The following is a 24,490-nucleotide window of genomic DNA, read 5'->3' as shown; positions in this document are numbered from 1 at the left end:
AATGTGACTTTTTAAAAAGAGTTGTGTCTTATAAATGCTATTAGTCAATAAAAAAAAGAGGGCTTGTAAATAATTGAAGCTCTCTTTTTTGTTTTATTATAAATTGAATTTCTTAAAATTCGCGTTTACCAAATTCACTATCAATAAACTTACTTTTATTTTTTACCGTATTAAACGTGTATGATAGGTTTAAGCTAACCATATCGACCTCGTAAACATAATTGGTGGTTGTATAAAATTGATCGGGTCTAGATGTCGTTATACGTTGTTCGTTGGTATTAAGCATTCCCATATCAATATTTTGCCATTGCAAGGTTGCAGATAAGCGGTTGTCAATAAATGTTTTTTTGAAAGTTAGGTTTGGTGAATAAAATCTTGAATCTTCGCCCATAGCGGTATTTCTATCCGATAGATAATTGAAGTTAAACTGTACAGAGGCATTATCCCAAAACGAATATGTGGAGTTTAAATTTAAGGAGTAAATAGTCGATTTGCTATCTATATTGTAAGTTCTTTCAATACCATCTCTATGGTTAAAATTTAATACGCCATCAATAGCATAGTTATAAACGTTTGCACCAATTATAGTGGTCCAATTTTTTGTTGGTTTAATTGTAGCACCAAACTCTAATCCAACAGCATTACTTTTCCCAACATTAGAATATACACGGTTTATAATGCTATCAATAACTTCTCCTGAAGCTTCGTAAGCTAAAGTGTTTACACGATTAATTACGTTGTCTACATGTCTAAAATATGCTGTAGCATAAATGGAATTTCCGCCCTTTATCTTTTTGGTAACACCAATCTCTGCTAAATCAATAAACTCTGGTAATAAGGAGTTATCGCCTTGCTCAAATACTTCAGAATGCTCGCGCTCTGCAAAACTATTCATTTTTAAAGTGGTTGTGCGTTCTACTCTTTTACTGTAAGCTGCTTTAATTTTTGTTTTATCGTCTACAGTGTATTGTACAGAGGCTGAAGGAAATAATTTTACAAAATCGTACTCGTAAACATTAGGTGTTGGTTCACTTTTTAAAGCTTCGGTATATGTTCTGTCCATAGACTCTAAACGTACACCAGCTGCATAATCCCATTTATCTTTTGTTGCGGTTAATTGAACATAACCTGAATGTAATTTACGCTTTAATTCTATTTCGCTAGAGAACTCAGGTACTAAATTCCCGTCACGTTGGTAAACAAACTCTCCTGTATGGTCTAGGTCTCTGTATTGGTAACCTGTTTCTAGAGTTCCGAAAGAAAAGGGTTTCCATTGGTAATCAAGATTAAATCGTGTACCGTAAAGGGGGTTGTCGTTTGTGTTATATTCTTGTTGGTATACAATATTATTGTCTGGGTAACCTAAGTTATCGTTTTCTGTTGGGCCTCCTAAAAAAGTATATTCATATAAAATAGAAGTAGATAATTTAGAGTTATTATTAAACTTATGCGAATAGTCTAAACTACCTAAAGCAAAATCACCTTTTCTAATTCTTAAATTATGGTTGTAATATTCAAATGTATATAACCTATTGTCGCTTCCAATAGGAGAAACGGCATGATTGTCGTAATACACAATATCAGCAAGACGTTCTTTGGTGTGTTTTCCAGCAAACACACCAAATGAAAAGGCATTATTTTCGTTAGGAGTGAAGTCTAAATTTAAGCGGCCGTTATAGCTAATATCATCAAAACTACGTTCACCATCAGATGGTAAAAAAGTAGTTTTGTTTTCGGGTTCATTAACAATATACATGTCGCCTTCACGACGTCCTGTTTTATCATTTCTTTGGTAGCTAGCTCCTAAGGAAATGTTCCATTTGTCGCTGCGCTTATTTACGGTAGCATCTATGCCATAGCGTTCTGCTGGAACTTTAGTATCGTAAGATTCTATAGAAGGCAACCCGCCGCGAAGGTTTATTTGGGCAAAGGTGCCATTAATAGCGCCTTTTTTTGTTTTAATATTTAAAATGCCTCCTTTACCTTCGGGATCATATTTTGCAGAAGGAGCCGTAATAAGTTCTACGGTTTCTAAAGCATTTGCTGGTAATTGTGCTAAAATAGCACTAGCATCGCCTTGCGTAGGTTTGCCGTTAACTAATACGGTAAACCCCTTACTACCACGAACACTTATTTCGCCTTGTCCATCTACGGTTACCGATGGTAGATTTTTTATAACATCAACAGCATTACCACCTTCACTATTTTGATACGTTTTAGTGTCGAAAACTTGACGGTCAATTTTATGTACCACAGCTGTTCGTTCTGCCTTTACAAGGACTTCATTTAATTGGTTACCTAGAGTTAATTTTAGAGGACCTAAATTAATAGTTGGTCCTTTTTTGCTAACTTTTAGAGCATCAGTTTTTAAGGATGTGTATCCCATAAAAGAAGCTTCTAAGGTGTAAGTGCCCGCTTTTATTCTCTCTAAGCTAAAAACACCAAGAGAATTAGTTACAACACCAGTAATTAAGTTTCCCTCCAGGTTATATAACGCTGCTGTAGCATATTCTATAGGTTCATTGCTTTCTGCATCGATAATTTTTCCGGTAATTTGACTATGTATTAATTGAGTTGTAAAAAAGAAAAGGATTAAAATCGTCGAAATTTTAGTTTGCATCTGTTTGTTGTAAAAATTTAATAAATACCGTTTTGAACTTGAAAAGTTTTCGCAAAACTAAGCTAATATTTAGAATTTAAATACGTTTATTTAAAAATCTACAGCGTATGTGATGAGTGTTATTTTAAAAATGAATATGTTTAAAACTTATTTTTACTTAAGGGGTTTTCAAGTACTAATTTTGTAAATTGCTGTTTTATTTTTTAAAATTATATGGTTACACTAAAACAACTAGCAAAAGAATTAAACGTATCTATATCAACAGTTTCTAAGGCTTTGAATAATAGTGAGGAAATTGGAGAGGAAACCGTAAGACGCGTTAAAGAACTTGCAAATTTGTATAACTACAGACCTAATAAAGTTGCTTTAAGTTTAAAAAATAATAAAACAAAAACCATTGGAGTTATTATACCAAATATTCTAAATCGCTTTTTAGCTAAAGTACTTTTTGGTATTGAACGTGAAGCCTCAAAACATGGTTATAATATTATAACATGTATATCAAACGAATCGTTACAAAAAGAAAAGGAAAGTTTACAATTTTTGGCTAATGGAAGTGTAGATGGCTTTATTTTATCTGTGTCTCAAGAGTCTCAGATGAATAATGAAGTTGACCACTTTAAGAATACTATTAAACAGGGGTTACCAATTGTTATGTTTGATAGGGTGGCCCACGATGTGATGTGTGATAAAGTTATAGTTGATGATTTTGATGCTACTTATAATGCCACCAAAAGCTTAATTGAAGAAGGAAGAAAAAAAATTGTCTTTATAAGTAATATTAATGATATAAGTGTTGGTAAATTAAGAGAACGCGGTTATAATAAGGCTATTTTGGAGAACGGAAATTTGGAGGCCTTAGTTTTGAAAATCAAGAAAAAGGATGATCAGGCAAAAAAAATTAAATCTTTTTATAAGAAAAACAAAAACATTGAAGGCGTAATCGCTGCTGATAGTTCTTCAGGAATCATAGCCCTTAATACTGCTGTTAATTTAGGATTAAAAGTGCCTAAAGATGTTTCGGTAATCGCTTTTGCAAGTAAATCAGACTCCAATCATACAATTCCCAGATTAACCACAATTAGGCAACACGCAAAGGTAATTGGTACCCATGCCGCCGAATTACTCATTAATCGTATGCAAAATACAGGTGTAGAAACGGATATGAAAACGAAAATCATAAAAACGAGCTTAATTAAAAACAGCTCTACTTTGTAAGTAAACTTCCTTTTATCCGGTTTTTATGCATTTCGTCGATTGAAAATTGTGTATTTCGTCGAATATTTCACTTTTTTTTTAAAAAACTAGGCTTTAATATACGCTATAATATATTTTCGCTTTGCTTAGTTGGGCGACTTATTTTCCCTAAGTTCAATTAAGTAGAATTAATCCACATTGACTTTTAGTCATTTCCCTCAGAAAATTGATTTACAGAATCGGTATCCATTACGTGTATTCGATTTGCTCTTAACAATAATTTGTAAGAAAATTTTGTTAGAAACACTATTTTTAAATATAAAATAGAATAAATTTTGTAACCTTAAAATTATAATACATATGAAAACCCTAAAAATTACATTAATTACAGCGCTTTTTTTCACAGTTATAACATCTTGTACTAAACAAGATTTAGCAGAAGATGATTTTCAAGTTGTCCCTGATACAGAACAACCTGTTCCTCATACCGGAGGTCAAGGTCAAGATTAAGTAAGAGTCTAAATATATTTTAAGTCCTATATAATTTATTTTATATGGGATTTTTTATACCATGAATCTAATTAGTTAAAATTGAAAAATTATAAATACATTTGGAATAGACTTAATGTACCCTATATTTAATTGAAAAATTTAATACGATATTCTCTTTTGCTATGTTGTTTTCTTGGAATACAGGCTCAAACTGAGCAAGTTTCTGAAAAAATAGATTCTTTAAAAAATACATTATCGGTAGTTAAATCAACAGATTCTATCTTTAAAGCGAAACAGCATTATAAAATAGGTGAGCTGTATAGAAAGTATCTTTTAAGCGATAGTGCTTATATTCATTTTTATACCGCCGAAAAAATATTCAGACAATATAATTATAAATTTGAAATGGCTGCAACGCTATTTGGTATTGCAGTTTGTCAAACTTATGATAAGGACTATACCGGTAGTGAATCTACATCTATTGAGGCTATTACTTTACTAGAAAGTTTAAATGAAACTAATGATGTAAAAAAATACAAGGCTTATATTAATAATAATTTGGGTATCGTTTTTAATGAGCTCGGGTTGTATGAAGAGTCTATAAAATATCATAAAAGAGCTTTAGCCTTAAAAAAGGATTTAGATGGCGATTTTGAAAGAAGTATAGGGTTGTCTGAAAATAATATAGCTTTTGCCTATAAAAACTCAGAGCAATATGATTTGGCTTTAAAGGTGTATAAGAAAATTTTATCAAATACTACATTATTAAAAAATCATCCAGATGTTCATGCTTTAGCTTTAGGGAATTATGCCAATACGCTATATTTATCAAATAACTTAAAGGAACTTCCGGGGCTATATCTAAAAGCGTTAAGCATTTGCGATAGCACTAATGATACTTATAACTCTATAATTATTCTGCAACATTTAGCAGAGTATTATTATGACTTTAATCAAATAGACTCAGCTAAATATTATGCTTATAAGGCTAAAAGTATTTCCGAGGTTTATAATAATGACGATTTATTAAAATCATTATTATTGATTTCGAAAATAGAAACTGGTTCTGTATCTAATAAATTCTTAAAAGATTATATAACCCTTAGTGATAGCTTGGAAAGAAGCGAAAGATTGAAACGAGATAAATTTGCAAGAATTAGGTATGAAACTAATAAGATTGAGCAACAAAATGTTCAAATCGCAAAAGAAAGGATGTGGCTCCTAATAATATCCATAGTAATTGCTTTAGCGTCGTTTTTACTATACTTAGTTATTACCCAGAGAAATAAGAATATAGAATTACAGTTTATACAAAAACAACAGGAAACAAATGAGGAAATCTATAACCTCATGTTATCTCAAAATGAAAGCGTCGAGGAAGCAAGAGATTTAGAAAAGAAAAGAATTTCTCAAGAACTTCATGATGGAGTTTTAGGACGTTTGTTTGGTACCAGATTAAGTTTAGATAGCCTAAATATGAACAATAGTGAAGAAGCTATAAAAACTAGAGAACAATATATCGATGAGCTTAAAACAATTGAGGACGATATTAGAAAAGTTTCCCACGAATTAAGTTCCGAATTTGTCTCTGGTTCTGGTTTTGCAGATATTATTAAAACTTTAATTGACACACAGGCTTTAACCTATAATCTTAAATACAAATTAATACATGATGATGATATTACTTGGGACTTAGTGGGTAATAAAATGAAAATTCATATTTATCGAATTATTCAAGAAACGCTCCATAATATACATAAACACGCAAAGGCAAGCGAAGTGGAAATTAGCTTTAAATTAAAAAATAATGTAATTTGCTTAATGATTAGCGATAATGGTACCGGCTTTGATATAAATAGAGCAAAATCAGGTATTGGGTTAAAAAATATGAATTCTAGGATTAAAGAATTAAACGGAACTATAAATATAAAATCTAAAAAAAATATTGGTACCCAAGTTAATATTGAGGCACCAATACATCAAATTTAATCTATGATCGAAAAAGTTAAAATTTTAATGATTGATGATCACCCCATGATTATTGAAGGTTATCAAAATACATTACAGTTTACCAAAAAAGATAATCAAGAGTTAACCATCGATATTGCTAATAATTGCGATGAAGCCGTTAAGTTTATGGATAAATCTCTTCAAATAGAAAGGCCATATAATGTGTTGTTTGTTGATATTAGTTTGCCGCCCTCTACTGATGGTTCTATGAGTTCTGGTGAAGATTTAGCTGAATATGCTAGAAAAGTATTGCCAGACGCTAAAATTATTGTTTTAACCATGTTTAATGAGTCGTTTAGAATTCATAATATTATTAAAACCATAGATCCAGAAGGGTTTTTAATTAAAAGCGACTTAACATCTAAAGAATTAGCGAGTGCTTTTCAAGCCGTACTATATAATCCACCTTTTTATAGCGGTACTGTAAATAGCCATATTCGAAAAACAATTGCAACGGATATTGTTGTAGATGATAAAAACCGAAAAATTCTACATTTATTATCACAAGGTATAAAAACAAAAAATTTAGCAACTCATTTAGGTATTTCTTTGAGTACTATAGAAAAAAGAAAAAAACAACTTCGAGAAATTTTTGAAGTTAGCGATGGTCAGGATGAAACTTTACTAGAAGAAGCTAGAAAAAAGGGCTTTATTTAGGAAAATTATTATATTTAAGAAAAAAAATAAATTTTTTTTTACTCTCGAAACCTTTGTTATTACTGCATATTACGACTTGTTCGTAAAGTAATTACGGGAAACCCGTAATCCAAACACAATAGTTCTGAGTATATTTGTATATCAACACTTCAGAAAAATTAATTAATCCCTCAATTTTTTGTTGATAATAGCAATTTACATAAACCCTGTGGAGGTGAGAGACCCACAGGGTTTCTTCTTTTTAGGCTACAAAAATGGCATATCTGTAATCCCAAAGTATTCCAATAAATAAACCAAGGTAAATTATGGCTACCACAAACTTTATAAAAGTTGATGTTAGAAAGCCTATAAAAGATCCGAAAGCTGCTTTTGTAGCCGTTTTAGAGTCACTCTTATTAATAAGTTCTCCTATTAAAGCCCCAATAAAGGGACCAATAATAATACCTCCAGGAATCGGAGCTATTAAACCAATAATTAAACCAATGGTGGTTCCTATCATACCGTATTTAGTGCCTCCAAATCGTTTTGTGCCAACAACAGGAATGATATAATCGAGAATCCAAATGCCTATTGCGATAGCGAATGTTATAATTAAAAATGTTTTATCTAGAGGAATAGCATCGGTAAAGTAAAGTACTAAAAGTCCAATCCAACTAGTTAATGGTCCTGGTAAAATGGGTAAAAAGCTACCAATAATGCCTAAAAGCATAAGTAGTGCAGCAATAATAATTAAAATAATATCCATAAAAATGTTTAAGTTATGTAGTAGTTAGACTAAAAAATATGCCAAATGTTACATTTTACAACTAAGGCATCGGTTTATGCTAATTGTCTAGTTCAATAAATTATGAAACAACTTCGCAAGGCAGAGTACGAAATTCTACATACAAATGCCTATTGGCCATTTTTAAAATAAGTAGTAATGGAGATGTTGTTGATGTTCGTTCTAGAGCGGCACATCCTGAGTTGGAAAACGAAGCTATACGTATTGTTAAAACCCTACCTAAATTTAAATTAGGAGAACATAAAGGGAAGCAGGTTAATGTGCGCTATTCGCTACCCATTATATTTTTTATAGCCGAATAGTAAAAGCTTAATAATTAAAAATCAGAGTTAATGCTTCGGTTTTTCTTTTTTAAATTACAAAAAACCTAAAAAAATTGTATTTTTCGGTTTCAGTTAAAATACATGAGGAATTTATTAGTTTTAATATCCATTTTTATACTCACATCTTGCGAGTATTTTAATGTGAAGAAAACATCTACTGAAGCAATTCTTAAGGAGGAATTGCAAACGTTTAATTGGACAGATGTTGATGAATACCCAAGTTTTTCTAAATGTGATTCATCTAGCTCGAAAGCCGAAAGGACCTTGTGTTTTCAACAAACCATAACAGAAGAAATTACGAATTATTTACAACAAGAACGTATTGTGGTTACTCAAGATATTAATGATACGTTAATGTTAGAGTTTCAAGTGTCTAACTCCGGAGATTTAAGATTGTTAGAGGCTAAAATTGATTCGCTTACTATAGCCGAAATCCCGAATATAAGGCAGTTATTAAACCAGAGTCTTGATGTTTTGCCTAAAATTTTTCCGGCCATAAAACGCGGACAACAGGTTACTACACAATTTAAGCTACCTATAGTTATTCATGTAAATTAGTTTGGCTATGGCCTTTTTTGATTATTATAAAATTTAATAGCTGGTTTCCGTATGAGTCTTAATTCTTCCAAATAAATAATTTGATGCCGATAAATCCAAAAAGCTAGGGTATTAAATACATTACAGTTTCCACATCCCAATCGAAATAATAACTATAATGGTTATGTAAAGCATGGATTTAATGAAAAAACACTAACCGATATGGCTTTTGCAGATGTGATTTTCGCATAAAAAAGTAAGTGGTGAATACAGGATTGGAGGTTTGTATTAAGAATATTTATACGAAATAAAACTACTTGTTTTATTTTTTATATTGTCTCCCTTTCCACTTATAACTCGAAAACATAGAAATACAAGCCACATAGACACTAAAAAAAGGATAGAGTAAAAAACCGATTATGTAACTTTTTAAAATAGGTTTTTGATTGAAAAATGAAGCGGTTATATACAGTAAATAAAAATCTATATTAAACTTTATAAAAGCCATATAAAATAGGGTTTTAAAGTTTATTATACCAATAAAGAAAAGTGTTAAGCTTATAATTATTAAAGCATTCATTGTTAAAACAACTAGGCCTGTTAGTTTCCCAAACACATTATTATAAGCAGTTGTTTTTGCTGCCCAACGGATGCGTTGCCTTATTAAAAGCTTCCAATTGGGTTGTGCGTTGGTTTTTACAATGGCTTTTTCGCATTTTAGGTAATGTACCTGGTTAGGTTGTGCTTTAGCTATTTTTTCTAGTAGGAAAATATCGTCTCCACTGGCTATTTTAGTATTGCCAGTAAACCCATTAATAGCGATGAATATAGATTTTTTATATGCAAAATTAGCCCCATTACACATAAATCGTTTTTTTATCCCAAAACCGCCAATTGTAGCACCTTGTAAACTTAAAATATCTAAAGTTTGGAAGGTGTTTAATAAAGTGCCTCGCGTTGTATATGTCACAGGAGCCGCAATACAAACGGCATGATGTTTTTGGATATACTCGTCGAAACTATCCAACCAAAATTTAGGTAATTGGCAGTCGGCATCGGTTGTAATTATCCAGGGGTGTTTGGCTATTTTTATGGCTGAGGTAATGGCCATTTTTTTGGGTGAATTTGATTTTTGTGTGTTAGAAATGACTTGAAAATTAATCGTAGTGTTTTCCTTTGTTGCTGCTAAATCGAATTCGTTTTGAATGATATTAACCGATTTGTCATTAGAGTCATCATCAACAAAAATAATTTCGAAAAGATGCTTTGGGTAGTTTAATTCAGTTATAGATTGTAATAATTCGGGTAAATGTTCTGCTTCATTTCTAAACGGAATAACTATTGAGAATTTGGTTTTAGCTGGTAGGTCTGTTAAAATAAACGTAGAAACTTTTTTATACCCAATAATAAAACTACCTATTAAAATTAGGTAAATTAAGGTAACAAAAAGTAGTGTTAAAATCATACTTGCACTTTATTATTAGGAAGGCTAAAACTAATCACATAGTAACTGCCAAACAAGCTAGGTACTACAAAATTAAGTAACCACATTATGGTAATACTAGATAAAATTATCAGTTCGTTAACTCCGGCGAAGGAAAATAAATATACCGCAATACTCCCTTTTACTACCACATCGAATATAAATATAGATGGAATACTAGAGGCTATAAAATACATAGAACTAATTATTATCATGGCATGTGCATAGCTAAATTCTATTTTAAAAATATGTAATAGAAAATAGAACTGAAAAGAAAATATAGCATAACGTAGGATTGAAAATAGTAGACCTAATACTAATTTGTTTTTAGGGAATTCTAAAATAAACTGCCTTATTTTTTTAACTGAAAAGTCTTTAATTATAAATCTGCTTTTAGAAATCACAAAGCCTAACAAAATAAGACTAGATAGGACTATTAATATAAATTTACTCAGCTTTACATAGTTAATATCCGGATTGTAATTTAAAATAAATAGGCTAAATCCAATAGCTCCAAAAAGAGTGGTTGCACACATTTGCAGCATATTACTAAATAAGTTAACCAGCACAACTCGTTTTCTTAAATGTACACTGTAATACATGGCTTTTGCCCCATATTCTCCAATTCTGTTAGGTGTAAGTAAAGATGCTGTTAACGATCCTAAACTTTGTTTTAAAGCCGTTTTAAAGCTGGTTTTTTTTATGAAACTTACTAATGTTTTCCATTTTAAAATTTCGAAAAACCAGTTAAATAAACTTAAAAGGAGTAAAAAAATGATGTTTTTTTTTGCAAACACCTCATTTTTTGTGGAAAAAGCGATAAATTCTGAAAAGCTTAATTCGGTATTATTAGTTAGTTTATTGTAAATAAAATAAAAAGCACCAACTACAATGCTTATTTTAATAAGCACAAAAAAGAATTGTTTAGTTTTGTATGGTAACGTTAGGATCATTAGCGATGCAAATTAAATTAATATTACCACATGACCTCAAGTTTTAATTTAATACTAGTTTTTGCTTAGAGATGGCTTCTTTAATCTATAGCTTTTCAGGTTATGTACAGGGTGATATTAATGCTTTTAAAGCAAAATTTGTATTAGGGTTAAATGATTCTGTTCCTAATGGATTAGTGTTGTTAACGACGTTATTTTAACCATAACTTTTGGCGCATATATTTCGCTAAGTGGTTGTTATTACTGTGTAGATTAATGAAAGAAAGAATAATTTTAGGCATTGACCCTGGTACAACCATTATGGGTTTTGGCATTATAAAAGTGGTTGGTAAAACCATGCAGTTTGTTCAGTTAAACGAATTGGATTTAAAAAAATACAGTGACCATTATTTAAAATTAAAACTCATTTTTGAGCGTACTATCGAATTGATTGATACGCACAATCCAGACGAAATAGCCATTGAAGCACCTTTTTTTGGTAAAAACGTACAGAGTATGTTAAAACTTGGTAGAGCGCAAGGCGTTGCTATGGCAGCAGGTTTGAGCAGAGAAATTCCTATTACAGAGTACTTGCCTAAAAAAATTAAAATGGCCATTACTGGAAACGGAAATGCCAGTAAAGAGCAAGTTGCTAAAATGCTTCAAAGTTTATTGGGTTTAAAAACCTTACCCAAAAACTTAGATTCAACAGATGGATTAGCGGCAGCAGTTTGTCATTTTTATAACTCTGGCCGCATTGAGGTAGGGAAGAGCTATTCGGGTTGGGATGCTTTTGTGAAGCAGAACGAAAGTAGAATTAAGAAGTAATGGCAGGCATATACATCCACATACCATTTTGCAAGCAAGCTTGTCACTATTGCGATTTTCATTTTTCAACCTCTTTAAAAAAGAAGGAAGAATTAATTCAATGTCTTGTACATGAATTAGAACTTAGAAAAGAAGAGCTAGAACACCAAAGCATAGAAACCATTTACTTTGGGGGCGGAACACCAAGTTTATTGTCTTGCAATGAATTGGATTTTATAATAGATGCGGTATATAAACATTACAACCTTGCAGAGCATCTAGAGATTACTTTGGAAGCTAACCCCGACGATTTATCTGAAAGCGTAATACAAGAATTGGCTAAAAGTCGAATAAACCGATTGAGTATTGGTATTCAGTCGTTTTACGAAAGCGATTTAAAACTTATGAATCGAGCGCATAGTGCTAATGAAGCTAATGAATGCTTGTCTGTGGCAACTCGCCACTTCGATAATATTTCTGTCGATTTAATTTATGGTATTCCAGGATTAACCAACGAAGCGTGGATTAAAAATATAGAAACAGCATTAGCCTTTAATGTGCCACATATTTCTTGTTATGCACTAACCGTCGAACCTAAAACAGCCCTAGAAACCTTTATTAAAAAAGGGGTTATTGCTAATGTAGACGATGATTTAGCACAAGAGCAATTTAATATACTTGTCGATACCTTAGAAACTTCAGGGTTTATAAATTACGAGCTTTCTAACTTTGGTAAACCACAGTATTTTAGTAAAAATAATTCGGCGTATTGGCTTGGTAAACCTTATTTGGGTATTGGCCCTTCGGCGCACTCTTTTAATGGAGACCAGCGCAGTTGGAATGTGTCTAATAATACCAAATATATAAAGTCTATTCAAAACAATATACTGCCTAGCGAAATAGAAACCCTTTCTAAAACGGATAAATTTAACGAAAATATCATGACAGGTTTAAGAACCGTTTGGGGCGTTTCATTAGAAAAAATTGAGAATGATTTTGGAGAAAATTATAAAAACTATTTATTAAAACAGGCAGAAATTTATATTAAAGAACATTTATTGTATATTGAAGGTAATAAATTATTAACCACAAAAAAAGGCAAATTTCTTAGCGATGGTATCGCCTCAAACCTTTTTAAAATAAACTTATCTTGATTGCAACAATTCAATACAATTCTAGAAAACTTCAAATCGACTTTTCAAAACCGTTGGACATTTCAATACCACTTATTTCATCAGATAAAAATGTAAATGCCTGGTATGTTGATGCACCAAAAATTGAACCCGTTAAAGATGGTGAGTGGACAGCAGCTGTTAGTAAAGGTGCAGATATTAATTTCAATAATATTCAATTTAATCCACATGCTCATGGCACGCATACCGAATGTGTTGGACATATTACGGAAAAAGTACATTCTATTAATCAAAATTTAAAAACCTTCTTTTTTCTTGCTGAAGTCATTACAGTAGCACCAGAAAACGATGGTGAAGATAAAATTATATCAAAAAAACAATTACAGTTTGCTCTTGGAAATAAAAAAAGAGATGCTATAGTTTTACGGACTATCCCCAATACACGAGAAAAACACTCAAGGCAATACTCAAATACAAATTGGCCTTATCTAAAAGCAGATGCCGTAAAGTTTCTTGTAAATAAAGGCATAAAACACTTGCTTATAGATTTACCGAGTATTGACAAAGAAAAAGATAGCGGGGAGTTATTAGGTCATCGCGAATTCTGGAATACTAAAGGGGAATTAAGGTTAGATGCTACTATTACCGAGTTTATTTATGTATCTAACAAAATAGAAGATGGCGAGTATTTTTTAAATTTACAAATAGCACCATTCGAAAATGATGCTACACCAAGTAAACCTATATTATACAAAGTTATTAATTAAATGGAAGTTTTTTTAGCCGTTATTATTTCAGTTTTGGTAACACTTGGGGTAGTTACCATTTTAAAATCTATTAAGAAAAAACAGCTTATTAATTCGCAATCTACTATCCTTTTAGATAAGATAAAAAAGGTCTGTAAGTTTATAACCGTAGAAGGCGATTTTGCCGAAATCTACCATTATGAAGATGTAAAACAACGATTCTTAAAGCTCATTACTAGTAGAAAAAAAGCGTTAGTTGTTATAAACGCTAAAGCACATATTGGTTATGATTTGTCGAAAATAGATTTATTGGCCGATACAGATAAAAAGAAAATAATATTAAAACATTTTCCGCAGCCAGAAATTCTTTCTATAGAAACTAATTTAAATTATTATGATAAGTCCGATGGTTATTTTAATAGGTTTGAAGCTAACGATTTAACGGGCTTACATAACGAGGCTAAACTTCATATTAAAGAGAAAATTCCAGAAAGTGGACTCATTCAAGCAGCGCAAAAAGAAGCTTTAGAAACCATTTTACTTATAGAGACTATAGTAGAAACCATTGGTTGGACATTAGATTATTCAGCCCTAGAAATTGGCATTACCGAAACTAAAAAGCTTAAATAATGAATATTGAGCAAATTCGAGAATACTGTTTAGCTAAAAAAGGAACAACCGAAGATTTTCCTTTTGATGAAGATACACTCGTTTTTAAGGTATTAGGTAAAATGTTTGCTTTAGTAGGGTTAAAGAGATGGGAAGCTGGCGAATCCGCTATAAACCTTAAAGCAGATCCAGAATATTCGCAAGATTTGCGAGCTGAGTATAACAGTATTCGCCCGGGATTTCACATGAGTAAAAAACATTGGAACACCCTCTATCTTCATGAAGGCGAATTGCCATCCAAACTTATTTTAGAGTTAATAGATCATTCTTACAATATGGTAGTAAAAGGTATGACAAAAAAAATGAGAGAAACTTTGTTTGATTAAGTTGTTGATTATTAGTGGTTTTTTGTTTATATTTACTATCTCTCACATTCCTGAGTATTTATTTGTAGCATAATCCTAAACCCTAAGAATTAAAGGTAAATATAATTTTAACTTTAATATTACAGATTATGAAAAAAATCAATCAATTACTCTCAATTTTAATTCTAGCGGTATTGTTATTTAGCTCAACTACAGTTATAGCGCAAGATGAAGCGCCTAAAATGCCAGAATTTGTAACCGTAACCACCAATCACTGGAATATGGATAAAAAGGACTTTAAAATGTTAGAATGGAAAGCTGCAGCAAAAGAGTACCTTGAAAAAGTGACTATGAAGAATGAGTATATCTTAAATACCTCGGTATATTTACATAATATGACCGAAGATAATACAGAGTTGCTTAATGTACAAACATTCGCTTCTTGGGAAGATATAGGTAAGTTTGGAAAACGTAATGCAGAATTAGAAAAACAAGCGTGGCCAGATGAAACCAAAAGAATAGCATTTTTAAAACATTTGGGATCCTATTACTCTAACGAGCATTCAGACGAAATTTACGCATCAATAAATGGCGCTAAGTATATGGCAGAGAAGGCAACAAAAGACATGGTGTTATATGTTAGGAAAAGTCATTTTGCATTTCCAGAAGACGGTACTATGGAAGAGTTTAATAAATTAAGAATGGAGGCTAATGCTGCTGTTGTACAAAAAAATCAGTACGTAAAAGCATACTATCCAAATGTGCACGCTTGGGGTTCGGATAAAACTGAATTCTTAGAAGCGTATTACCTAGATTCATTGGGAGATTTAGAAAAAATGTTTGATAGAGATGATGAATTATTAAAAGAAGCTTTTCCTGAAAATGAAGCTAATATTTTAAAAGAAAAAGCATGGGCTAAATATTTTACAGGAGTTCATGGCGATTATCTGTATACGTATATTCACGACCTATCCAAATAATAATATTCCAATTTCATTAACAAAAAAGGACGCTTTATGTGTCCTTTTTTGTTTTAAATAATTCGCTGGTTTTAAATAAGAGTAAGGCTTACGATTATGTATTAAACTACAAATTTGTAGAACCTGCTATTAAGCTGTATTATTGCACTACAAAAAGTAGATTATGAGTTTAGAAAGAGAATTATACAAAAGAGCAAATAATAAATGTGAACTTTGCGGAAGCGAAGAGCATTTAAAAATACATACCTTATTACCACAAAAGGACGAAGCCTTAAATAAGTCGTTAGTAGCTTGTAAAACATGTGTGGATCAAATTGAAAATCCAGACACTACCGATGCTAATCACTGGCGCTGTTTAAACGATAGCATGTGGAGCGAGCACGAAGCAGTAAAAGTAGCCGCTTGGAGAATGTTATCACGTTTAAGGGCTGAAGGTTGGCCGCAAGACCTGCTAGATATGATGTATTTAGAAGACGATGTTTTAGAGTTTGCAAAAGCAACAGGCGAAGGAGAACCAGATCCAGAGCAACTTATTCACAGAGATGTAAATGGCGTAGTTTTACAACATGGCGACTCGGTGGTTCTTATAAAAGATTTGAAAGTTAAAGGTTCTAGTATGGTTGCTAAACAAGGCACGGCAGTACGAAATATTCGTCTAGATCGCGAAAACGAAAAATATATAGAAGGTAAAGTAGGGCCAACACTTACCGTAATAATTACAGATTTTGTAAAGAAATTGTAATATTTGGGCGCCTGCCTACCGGCAGGCAGGTTACCTTTAGGTCGGGCTTTTCTCTGTGTCTTTTCAAAGTGTCCATGCAAGGAGTAAGCGATGTGACAATTAGTTAAATAATAGTTTTGCTCTGCCTTTTGGTTTTTTAAGCTTTAAAAAGGATGTTGCTGGAATCCCTAACGCAATTACCTGCCAAGGTTAGTGGTTTTATTTAGGCATAATTTTTTTATTATAGAGTCTATAATTATTAGGTTGAGGTGTCTACAATAATTTTCCATTCGCCACTAATTTTTTTGAAAACTAGCATAAATATACCATCGGCATTTCCCATATCCCGTTTAATGTGATATTCGCCTAAAACGTAATAAGAGCTTTCGCAAATTTTGGTAATGTCGTTAATTCTAAAACTCAGTTTCCCAGTATGCTCTTTAGTTGGGTAGGCCTTTTCGTAACGATTAAATGTGTTTTCCCAGCCATAAATAACTCCATTCTTACCATAAAACTTTAGTAATTCACTGTTCCAATAACCTTCCATATAGCCTTCTAAATCGTGGTTTGACCAAGCTATTCTTTGTTTTTTTAAAACTTTGTTAATTGCCTTTATATCATCTTCATCATTAGTTTGGGAGTAGCTATTGCAGAAACAAATTATACATAGTAATACAATAAGTTTTTTCATCTATTTAAATTTTATTAAAGGTTAGCGTTTTATTTATTCAATTTAGGTTCAAAAAATATACCAATATTTAAAGCGAAAGTAAATGTAATAAAATCTTAATTGTAGTTTTAGTTTTTTTATAGAGATGAATATCAAGTCATTCACCGATAAAATTTACAGAAAGTTTTTTTTCATCTAAAGTAAAAAAGGGTTTGTCGAAAAAATAGTATAAATACCTTTCTATTTGTGTACTTTTAAAAAGTAATATAAATAAATATTTTCCCTCAAGTTTATTTTAACCTTTAAAAATCAATGAATTATGGACTTTAAAATCACGAATTGCAACAATTTCTTTAAAGTAAAAGGTGTGCTAAACAAACAAAATGTAGATGTGTTTAATGCGCAATTTCACAACATTTTCGACAAAGAAAACCACATTACTATTAGTATTCAGGATGTTGAAAGTATGGATAAATATGGTGTAAATGCTATTTCAAAACTTCACGAAGAAGCCTTAGCTAAAAATAAAAGGTTATCTATAGTTGGTTTTGGTTGTAAAGAACTTTACGATCATTTTAAATCGGAAATAGCCGCATAATCATAAAATATTTTTCTGTTTATTATAGAAGGAATCTGCTTGTAATTGCATAAGTTCTCTCGCTTTTTTGCGCTTGTAGGTATAGAGCTCCTTTTCGTTTTCAAGGTCAATGTAAATACGGTTGTTTATGGCGTAATCCGTTTTTAATAAAGTATCGCGTTGGTTTTTGTCTTGCAGTACATTTGTTTTTAAAGCAGTTTCTTCATCTTCTAACTTTAGGTCGTACGCACCCTTAGGAGACAGTAATTTTGCCATTATTGGAGATGTTTCAATGGCTAAAAAAAGTAAGAATATAAAAAACGAAGGCAACCAAGGTAACTTTCCTTGGGCTTCTAGACGTGCCATTAACCCATCAAAATTATCAATAATAGGTTGGGTGTTTTCCACTAGTGTATCATAGTTACTTTTATGATTGGCAATATCGTTTTCAAGCGCTATTATTTTAGCTTTATTTTCGGCTTTTAATACCTGTAATTCGCTTAGTAGGGCGTCGTGTTTATCACGTTTTTCTTTGTAAACAGGCCCTTTTCCTAAAAGCTTTGTTCCTGCTGTTCCTTCGGCTTCAGCAATATAAGTGTTGTAAAGGGCGTTAACTTCTGCTTCTTTAGCATTTACAGTGTTTTTTAAGTTTTCTATATCGTTTTGTAGCCTTGTAATTTTAGGCGAAAATTGTTTAGTAAGTTGTGTTTTGTTTGCTAAGGTCATTTGGTTTTTCTGTTCTAGTAAAACCTGATTAATTTCTTTTTCGAAAATCTTTAGCTCTAAAGGTTTTGAAATAACAATGGCAATAATTAGGGCAAGTACTATTCTGGGTGATGCTTGAATAATTTCTTTAAAAAAAGAGTCTGATTTTTTAATGGTTGAAACCATATAGCGGTCCAAATTAAAAATGAGTAATCCCCAAATAAGTCCAAAAAATATAGAGGTAAGCGGATTATCGAAAACCGTGTAAAGGGCATAACTAGCGGCAATAAAAGCCATTATTGCTGTAAAGAAAACGGTAGCGCCAATACCTGCATATTTGTTTTGCTCGCCAGCCGAACAGCTTTGTAGAATATCCGTATCCGCCCCAGAGCAGATAATAAAAAAATGCTTTAACATGATGATTGATTTTTTGATTGACCCTTCGACTATGCTCAGGATAGGTTGACTATTAGTACGTTAAAGCAGTCAGTTTGTTACAAAGTTGTATAAAAAAAAGCCTCGCATTCACGAGGCTTTTAAGATAAAGAAAGGATAATTTGCTATTAATTACTTTACCAAAATCTTTTTTGTAATAGTACTTAAGTCCGTTTTTATATGTAATAAATACATACCATTGTTTAAATTCAATTCAATTTTTTCAGAAGAAATAGCCCCTTCAGATACTTGTTTTCCTGTTACATCATGAATGGTGTAATTTCTATTTAATAGGCTTGTTGGAACTATAATGTAATCTGTAGTTGGATTTGGATAGATACTGATTATTTCAGCCTTAGCGTTTTTAATAGACAAGGTTGATGGGTCGAAACTGTAAAGTTCGTTACCTGTAGATCCATTATCGCCTTCAAAATATAGCATATCGTTTAATACTGTAATTTCGTCTATATCCTTTATAGTGGCATCTATTTGGGAAATTATTGCACCATCGGTTCTAAATAAATATTTGTTACTGTTAGTTGCACCCGATCCGCTGTAATATAAATAGCCGTTATATGCTGCGTAATCTCCTGGGTTATGGTCATTATTACTTCCAGAGATGTTGCTAATGTTTGTTACTGTTTCTAAGGTTGGATTATAAACATAAAGTTGGTCGCCGTTTGTTCCATCATCACCTTCAAAAAATAATAGACTATTCCAAGCGTATAAATTTGCAATACCGGCAAGTGTAGATGCTGGTGCTACAGCTATAGTTCCTCCTGTGGTTCCATCAGTTTTCCAAAGTGCATTATCTGCTTCAAAATAAAGCGTGCTACCCAATATCGTAAAGTTGCTAATACTTGAGTCTCCTGTTCCTGCATCGATATCTTTTATTAATGTAAAAGTATCTGTGGTTGGGTTGTATGCATATAGTTCATTTCCAACCGTAGCATCGTCTGTGGAGTAGTTCATGTACATAAAAATTTGATTGTTGAACACAATCATATCTTGTAAAACTGTTTCGAAACCTGCACCAACATCTGCAACTTGTTCTGCATCGTTTACACCATCCCATTGCACTAATTTATTTACCGTTTCTTGTGTAGTGCTTCCTGGTTGGCTTCCTACGGTGAAATAAGCTAAACCATCGAACTCAACGAAACGTTGTGGTGCTTCTCCGGTAATGGAAGGCATGATGTCTACCTTAGTGGTTCCGGCTTCAGTACCGTCTGATGTCCATAGTTCTGAACTGGTATCAAAAGCAGTAAAATAAAGTTTGTTATTAAAGGAAAACAAATTAAATGGGTTGCTACCAGAGCTTCCTGTTCGTACGTCCTTTACAAAAGTGGTTCCTGTGCTAGTACCATCGGTAACCCAAAGTTCTTTTCCTAAATCTGCACCACCTGGTGTGTTGGAACCATTAGAATCGTCGCCTGCAAAAAATATTTTGCCATTATGCACAGTAAGATTTGCAGGGCTAGAATTAGAAGTCCCCTGGTCGTTAATTTCTTTTACTAAGGTTACTTGGGCGTTTAAAATTAAGGCGCCTAAAACGGCTACAAGGGAGAGTAATTGTTTTTTCATAATTTAAAATTTTATAGTTACTATTAATTTATTGAGGAAGTTTTGGTATTAATGTTCTACCTCTGCTAGAAGACAAGGTTTCCATGAACGCAATTAATGCTTCAATTTCATTTTTTTCCAGATCTAATTTTTTTAAGATAGGCGAGGTGGTTGGTATTAAAGAGTCGCGCCCTTTACCTAAATATTTTTTCTGAACAGGTGCTGGGTTTCCAAGATTGTAAAATTGAACAACATCTAATAAGCTAGGGAAGTGGCCATTGTGCATCCATGGACCGGTTCTAGAAACCTCTCTTAAAGTTGGCGTTCTAATTTTTCCAATGTCATCTATGTTTTTAGTCACGTTATAGCGGCCAAAATCTTCATCTTTGGTGCCAAACAAGGTTTGTCCGTCGTTGTGAAATTGGTTGTCCGAAAAATACGGGGTGTTGTGGCAATTAATACATCTTGCTTTTGTGCGGAATAAGTGTAAGCCTAAGACTTCCTGATTGTTAAGTTTGGTAGAATCGCCTTCAACAAACTTATCGAACTTTGTTTTGTAGCTGTTTACGGTGCGTTCAAAGGTTGCTATGGCAAACTGAATACGTTGTAATAATATGGTGTCATTACCAAAGGCCTCTTCAAATAAAGGTTTGTAACCTTCTATTTCGGCTATTTTATCCACTGCGATATTTAGTTTTTCATTCATTTCTAAAGGATCGCCAATAGGAAATCTAGCCTGATCTTCTAAGCTAGAAGCACGACCATCCCAAAACAAGCTGTGTGCAAACCCAGCATTTAAAATGGTCATGGAGTTTCGTGCTCCTGTTTGGCGATCGTGACCAAAGGAACGGGTAGAATTATCAGTCCATGCCAATTCTGGATTATGGCAAGAAGCGCATGCTATTTGTCCGCTTACCGATAATCTTGGGTCGAAAAAGAGTGTTTTACCAAGTTTAGATTTTTCTTGACTAAAGGGATTGTATTCCGGGTGTTCTACTTTTGGCAAAGCGCCAATATCTTTAAAAGTCTCTTTGTTTACCGTGCTATCTAAGGTTGGCGTTGGCCATTTTGTAATATCGCCACTAGAGTAAATAGCTTTTAAGTTAGCAATATTGGTGTAACCCTCTTTATGTTCTGTTTTGCATGAACATATAAAAGCGCAAATAAATAAGGTTAAAATAAGGTTGTTTCTCATGGTTATTCTAGTATGTATTCAGTAATGCAATTGTTAGTAGTTAAATCTTCAGGGTCAGTATAACTTGCTGTGTTATATAAGCGGTATTCAGAAGTAATTGTGCCTCCAAAAATGCCGTCGTTAGTCAGGTTTAAGTCAAATTTAAGTTCAAAAATACCTGGGCTAACTTCTTGGTAAGAGCCTTCTCCTGAAATTGCAAAAGAGAAACTTTTACCACTCGTGCTCGAAATGGTTAAAAATTGAGGGATTATTAAAATGGAGCCGTTAGTTGTACTTGTTCCGTTTTCAGGAAAAAATTCTATGGCTGGAGTCACGTTAAAACCTGGAGAGTTTGCTCTACTTGTACTCTCGTTACTAAAGTATCTTTTTAAGTTGAAGGCGTTTACTGTTGTAGTTGCAATTGGGCTATCGAAACCTATTTGAAAGGCATGATGGTAAATATCATCTTGCGGATCGGCAGTGCCATTATCACTATAAAGTACCGCATTTGGATTTGTAGATTCTACAACTATAGGGTAGGTGAATGCAAAAGTAGATTGCCAAGCACATTCTCCATCTTCATTAAAATCGTTCCAATGTTCTATATAGGTGCGGTGATAGAAATCTGATAAATTGTAGAAACTAGCTGCTGTATTAATTGTAACATCACGGTCAGATTTAATAGGCTTTACAATTTGTAGTGTGTTGTTTCCGGTGGTTGTGTAATTTTCGTTATCGATAAGCGTAATAATGGTTTGGTATAACACATCATCATTTTCAATAGACTCATTTAGGGTCACTCTGTAGGTTATAATAGCGCTGTTTTCTCCTAAATCTAATGGCTCAATACTATAGTCAAAGCCATTTAAAAATTTAAAAATATCTAAATTTTCTATTTCCGAAGGAAGGTATCCGTTAGGAAAATTTACGGTAAAGTCAATATGTTCACCTGCTTCACCGGTAATTTCAATTCTGTTTTCTAGAAATGTATAGGTGGTTGTAATAGGTTCTAAGTTAATAGTAAATTCCGTATTAGTTTCATTTGAATTTAAGTTCCCTATATGAATCGAAGAATCTGACACCGACTCTAGGTTTAGAACAATACTTTCCTCACCAACCCATCGTTTATTAAAGTTAATATAAATAGTATCGGTTAATTGATTGTTTTTAAACGAAACTTGGTTTACTGGGCTTATAGAAAATAGATCTTCATTAGAGGAGGATGTAACGCTGTAATTTACGGTTACCTCATTTTCTAATGTGTAAGATGTTAAGGTTACAGGTACTTTTAAGGTGTTAACGCTTGTGTTTATATAATTAATACTTGGTATAATGGCGCTACTTACTTGTGGGTATTCTAGTGGTTCATTATTGCTGTTGGTTAAAAAATTAAACCGAACAAAACTTGGAACGTCATTAACTGTATTGTCATCATTTTTAGAGCATGAAAACAGTATGGTAAAAACAGTTGCTATGGCTAATATGGTTTTAGTATGTATCATTTTGCTGTAAATTAGAGTTAAGTTCGATGTTACTGTTTGGTATTGGAAGTATATATTTTCCTGAAGGATAATTTAAGTTACAAGTTCGCGATACGCAGTCTTCACCTCGTGTTATATTTTGTTGAAATCTTGCTAAGTCAAATAAATATTGAGTTTCAAAGCACATTTCTTTTCGGCGTTCTTGTAGAAGAATACCCTCTAAATCTGTCGTCTCTGTAAGTAGCGTGGCATTTGCTCGGTTTCGTAATATATTAATGTCGTCTTTACAAGCTTCTAGATTTTCAAGTCCTAATGAGGCTTCGGCTCTTATTAAATACATTTCACTTAATCTGATAGCTATAAAGCCTGGGTTATCTTGAAATTTTTTAGTAAAATAATATGGGCGGTCTTCTAGTTCACCATCAATTAAGGTTGGTAAATTGGCTTCAAGAAAAAGCTGTCCACGTAAATCATTAGGTTCAAAAAGGTTTAATAAATCTTCCGAGGCTACATAATCAGCATAATCTGCTGTTGAGGTAAAACCATAGGAACTCGACAGTGAACCTCCTACCGTACCGCCACTGTCACGCGGAATTGAAAACTCTAATAATACTTCAGAAATAGGTAAATCTGGTTTTTCCCATTCTGTTATATAGTCTTCCGTAGGTGTTAGTATGGTTCCAGAATTCAGAATCACTTCATTTGCTAAATTGTAGGCATTTTGCCAATCGTATTTAGATATGTAAACTCTTGCAAGTAAAGCTTGAGTGCTTGTTTTATTGAAATAAGAATATGTTGGTCCATCTAAAAGTAGAATGTCTGAATAGTTGTTTATAGCGGCGGTTAAATCGTCAATAATTAAAGTATAGGTTTCTGCTAAGGTTGCTCTAGATGGGTAGGTTATGCCATTGGTTAAAGTGGTTTTATTATAAACAATGCCTAAATGACTAGCATCTGTGGTGAAACCATAGTTTTGAGCGTATACTTGGGATAATAGAAAATGTGCATAGGCTCTAATGGTTAAAGCCTCTGCCTTTATTTGATTTTTTACAGCATCACTCGAGTCTGGTAATGTTTCTATATATTCTAATATAAGGTTTGCTTGGTTTATAATATCGTAGCTATCATCATAAAACCCTTCTAGATTACTCTCATCTGCTAAGTCCTCAAAGTTGTATACGTTTTCTAAATTCGCTGGTACTGTTATTTGTCCAGTATTACTTCCGGTTTCTGTTGGTGTAAACGTAATATTTCCCGCTTGCATGTCGGCATAAATGGTGTAGCTACTTCTAACGTTGGCTTCTAAATCATGATAAGCACCATTTAGGGCGGTTATTACGCCATCTGTGCTGTCAAGTAATTCGGTAATAGAGGTTTGAGATCCTGGTTCTTGTTCTAAAAAACCACTGCAGTTATAAAAGGTTGCAATTAATACTGCTAGGAAGTATTTAGAAAGTTGTTTGAGCTGTTTTTTTTGTATTATCATCAC

At 32.6% G+C, this 24,490-nt stretch carries 24 protein-coding genes; 14 read left to right on the top strand and 10 right to left on the bottom strand.

Translation table 11 applies throughout. The annotated features are described in order from the left end of the window. Positions 1-112 precede the first annotated feature (112 nt). The gene (locus tag ABJM36_RS10820) at positions 113-2,620 is read right to left on the bottom strand and encodes an outer membrane beta-barrel protein (protein WP_348451462.1); all 2,508 of its coding nucleotides are present in this window, start codon (positions 2,618-2,620) and stop codon (positions 113-115) included. Positions 2,621-2,833: 213 nt separating this feature from the next. On the opposite strand from ABJM36_RS10820, the gene ABJM36_RS10815 reads away from it, so the two are divergent. The 4 genes from ABJM36_RS10815 (at position 2,834) to ABJM36_RS10800 (ending at position 6,976) form a co-directional block, all read left to right on the top strand. Beyond that, positions 2,834-3,838, top strand: a complete 1,005-nt coding sequence (locus tag ABJM36_RS10815) for a LacI family DNA-binding transcriptional regulator (RefSeq protein WP_348451461.1) — start codon at positions 2,834-2,836, stop codon at positions 3,836-3,838. 339 nt (positions 3,839-4,177) lie between these two features. Further along, entirely contained in the window at positions 4,178-4,327 is a 150-nt protein-coding gene (locus ABJM36_RS10810; RefSeq protein WP_348451460.1) for a hypothetical protein, read from the top strand. Between the two features lie 132 nt (positions 4,328-4,459). After that, positions 4,460-6,298 (top strand): sensor histidine kinase, encoded by a 1,839-nt coding sequence (locus ABJM36_RS10805; RefSeq protein WP_348451459.1) that lies wholly within the window; start codon positions 4,460-4,462, stop codon positions 6,296-6,298. Between the two features lie 3 nt (positions 6,299-6,301). Next, positions 6,302-6,976: a response regulator gene (locus tag ABJM36_RS10800; RefSeq protein WP_348451458.1), complete on the top strand. Its 675-nt coding sequence runs from the start codon at positions 6,302-6,304 to the stop codon at positions 6,974-6,976. A gap of 241 nt (positions 6,977-7,217) precedes the next feature. Here the strand turns inward: ABJM36_RS10800 and ABJM36_RS10795 are convergent, their stop codons facing one another. Next, positions 7,218-7,721 carry a DUF456 domain-containing protein gene (locus ABJM36_RS10795; RefSeq protein WP_348451457.1) on the bottom strand — a complete coding sequence of 168 codons (504 nt, stop codon included), beginning with the start codon at positions 7,719-7,721 and terminating at the stop codon, positions 7,218-7,220. A 152-nt stretch (positions 7,722-7,873) separates the two neighbouring features. Here ABJM36_RS10795 and ABJM36_RS10790 point away from each other — a divergent pair, with 152 nt between their 5' ends. After that, positions 7,874-8,062: an energy transducer TonB gene (locus ABJM36_RS10790; RefSeq protein ID WP_348451456.1), complete on the top strand. Its 189-nt coding sequence runs from the start codon at positions 7,874-7,876 to the stop codon at positions 8,060-8,062. A gap of 102 nt (positions 8,063-8,164) precedes the next feature. After that, positions 8,165-8,641: a hypothetical protein gene (locus ABJM36_RS10785; RefSeq protein WP_348451455.1), complete on the top strand. Its 477-nt coding sequence runs from the start codon at positions 8,165-8,167 to the stop codon at positions 8,639-8,641. A gap of 301 nt (positions 8,642-8,942) precedes the next feature. On the opposite strand, the gene ABJM36_RS10780 is transcribed toward ABJM36_RS10785, so the two are convergent. Continuing rightward, positions 8,943-10,085, bottom strand: coding sequence for a glycosyltransferase (locus ABJM36_RS10780; protein WP_348451454.1), 1,143 nt, complete (start codon positions 10,083-10,085; stop codon positions 8,943-8,945). Further along, positions 10,082-11,014, bottom strand: coding sequence for a lysylphosphatidylglycerol synthase domain-containing protein (locus ABJM36_RS10775; protein ID WP_348451453.1), 933 nt, complete (start codon positions 11,012-11,014; stop codon positions 10,082-10,084). The genes ABJM36_RS10780 and ABJM36_RS10775 overlap by 4 nt, the downstream gene beginning before the upstream one ends. 297 nt (positions 11,015-11,311) lie before the next feature. Here ABJM36_RS10775 and ruvC point away from each other — a divergent pair, with 297 nt between their 5' ends. The 7 genes from ruvC to ABJM36_RS10740 all read left to right on the top strand — a co-directional run bounded on the left by ruvC (position 11,312) and on the right by ABJM36_RS10740 (position 16,417). Then, a complete protein-coding gene (gene ruvC / locus ABJM36_RS10770) occupies positions 11,312-11,863 on the top strand; it encodes a crossover junction endodeoxyribonuclease RuvC (RefSeq protein ID WP_348451452.1) in 552 nt (183 codons plus the stop codon). Continuing rightward, positions 11,863-12,996, top strand: coding sequence for a radical SAM family heme chaperone HemW (gene hemW, locus ABJM36_RS10765; protein ID WP_348451451.1), 1,134 nt, complete (start codon positions 11,863-11,865; stop codon positions 12,994-12,996). Before ruvC ends, hemW begins: the two co-directional genes overlap by 1 nt. Continuing rightward, the gene (locus ABJM36_RS10760; protein ID WP_348451450.1) at positions 12,993-13,742 is read left to right on the top strand and encodes a cyclase family protein; all 750 of its coding nucleotides are present in this window, start codon (positions 12,993-12,995) and stop codon (positions 13,740-13,742) included. The genes hemW and ABJM36_RS10760 overlap by 4 nt, the downstream gene beginning before the upstream one ends. Beyond that, positions 13,743-14,351 carry a DUF4230 domain-containing protein gene (locus tag ABJM36_RS10755; RefSeq protein ID WP_348451449.1) on the top strand — a complete coding sequence of 203 codons (609 nt, stop codon included), beginning with the start codon at positions 13,743-13,745 and terminating at the stop codon, positions 14,349-14,351. Further along, positions 14,351-14,716 carry an MmcQ/YjbR family DNA-binding protein gene (locus ABJM36_RS10750; protein WP_348451448.1) on the top strand — a complete coding sequence of 122 codons (366 nt, stop codon included), beginning with the start codon at positions 14,351-14,353 and terminating at the stop codon, positions 14,714-14,716. Before ABJM36_RS10755 ends, ABJM36_RS10750 begins: the two co-directional genes overlap by 1 nt. 128 nt (positions 14,717-14,844) lie before the next feature. Further along, positions 14,845-15,675 carry a hypothetical protein gene (locus tag ABJM36_RS10745; RefSeq protein WP_348451447.1) on the top strand — a complete coding sequence of 277 codons (831 nt, stop codon included), beginning with the start codon at positions 14,845-14,847 and terminating at the stop codon, positions 15,673-15,675. A 163-nt stretch (positions 15,676-15,838) separates the two neighbouring features. After that, complete coding sequence (locus tag ABJM36_RS10740; protein ID WP_348451446.1) at positions 15,839-16,417, top strand: PhnA domain-containing protein; 579 nt, start codon at positions 15,839-15,841, stop codon at positions 16,415-16,417. A 238-nt stretch (positions 16,418-16,655) separates the two neighbouring features. Here the strand turns inward: ABJM36_RS10740 and ABJM36_RS10735 are convergent, their stop codons facing one another. Next, positions 16,656-17,087 carry a DUF4440 domain-containing protein gene (locus ABJM36_RS10735; protein ID WP_348451445.1) on the bottom strand — a complete coding sequence of 144 codons (432 nt, stop codon included), beginning with the start codon at positions 17,085-17,087 and terminating at the stop codon, positions 16,656-16,658. 298 nt (positions 17,088-17,385) lie between these two features. Here ABJM36_RS10735 and ABJM36_RS10730 point away from each other — a divergent pair, with 298 nt between their 5' ends. Then, entirely contained in the window at positions 17,386-17,664 is a 279-nt protein-coding gene (locus ABJM36_RS10730) for an STAS domain-containing protein (protein WP_348451444.1), read from the top strand. Here the strand turns inward: ABJM36_RS10730 and ABJM36_RS10725 are convergent, their stop codons facing one another. The 5 genes from ABJM36_RS10725 to ABJM36_RS10705 form a co-directional block, all read right to left on the bottom strand. Next, complete coding sequence (locus ABJM36_RS10725; RefSeq protein ID WP_348451443.1) at positions 17,665-18,765, bottom strand: DUF4407 domain-containing protein; 1,101 nt, start codon at positions 18,763-18,765, stop codon at positions 17,665-17,667. It abuts the gene before it with no gap. 150 nt (positions 18,766-18,915) lie between these two features. Further along, positions 18,916-20,367, bottom strand: a complete 1,452-nt coding sequence (locus tag ABJM36_RS10720) for a T9SS type A sorting domain-containing protein (RefSeq protein ID WP_348451442.1) — start codon at positions 20,365-20,367, stop codon at positions 18,916-18,918. A gap of 28 nt (positions 20,368-20,395) precedes the next feature. Continuing rightward, on the bottom strand, positions 20,396-21,541 hold the full coding sequence (locus ABJM36_RS10715; RefSeq protein WP_348451441.1) for a cytochrome c peroxidase: 1,146 nt from the start codon (positions 21,539-21,541) through the stop codon (positions 20,396-20,398). A gap of 2 nt (positions 21,542-21,543) precedes the next feature. Then, the gene (locus ABJM36_RS10710; protein WP_348451440.1) at positions 21,544-23,022 is read right to left on the bottom strand and encodes a hypothetical protein; all 1,479 of its coding nucleotides are present in this window, start codon (positions 23,020-23,022) and stop codon (positions 21,544-21,546) included. Further along, a complete protein-coding gene (locus ABJM36_RS10705; RefSeq protein ID WP_348451439.1) occupies positions 23,009-24,487 on the bottom strand; it encodes a RagB/SusD family nutrient uptake outer membrane protein in 1,479 nt (492 codons plus the stop codon). Before ABJM36_RS10705 ends, ABJM36_RS10710 begins: the two co-directional genes overlap by 14 nt. Positions 24,488-24,490: the final 3 nt, after the last annotated feature.

It is taken from the genome of Algibacter sp. (assembly GCF_039977455.1).
Classification (GTDB): Bacteria; Bacteroidota; Bacteroidia; order Flavobacteriales; family Flavobacteriaceae; genus Algibacter_B.
This window is presented reverse-complemented; position numbering and strand designations above follow the sequence as displayed.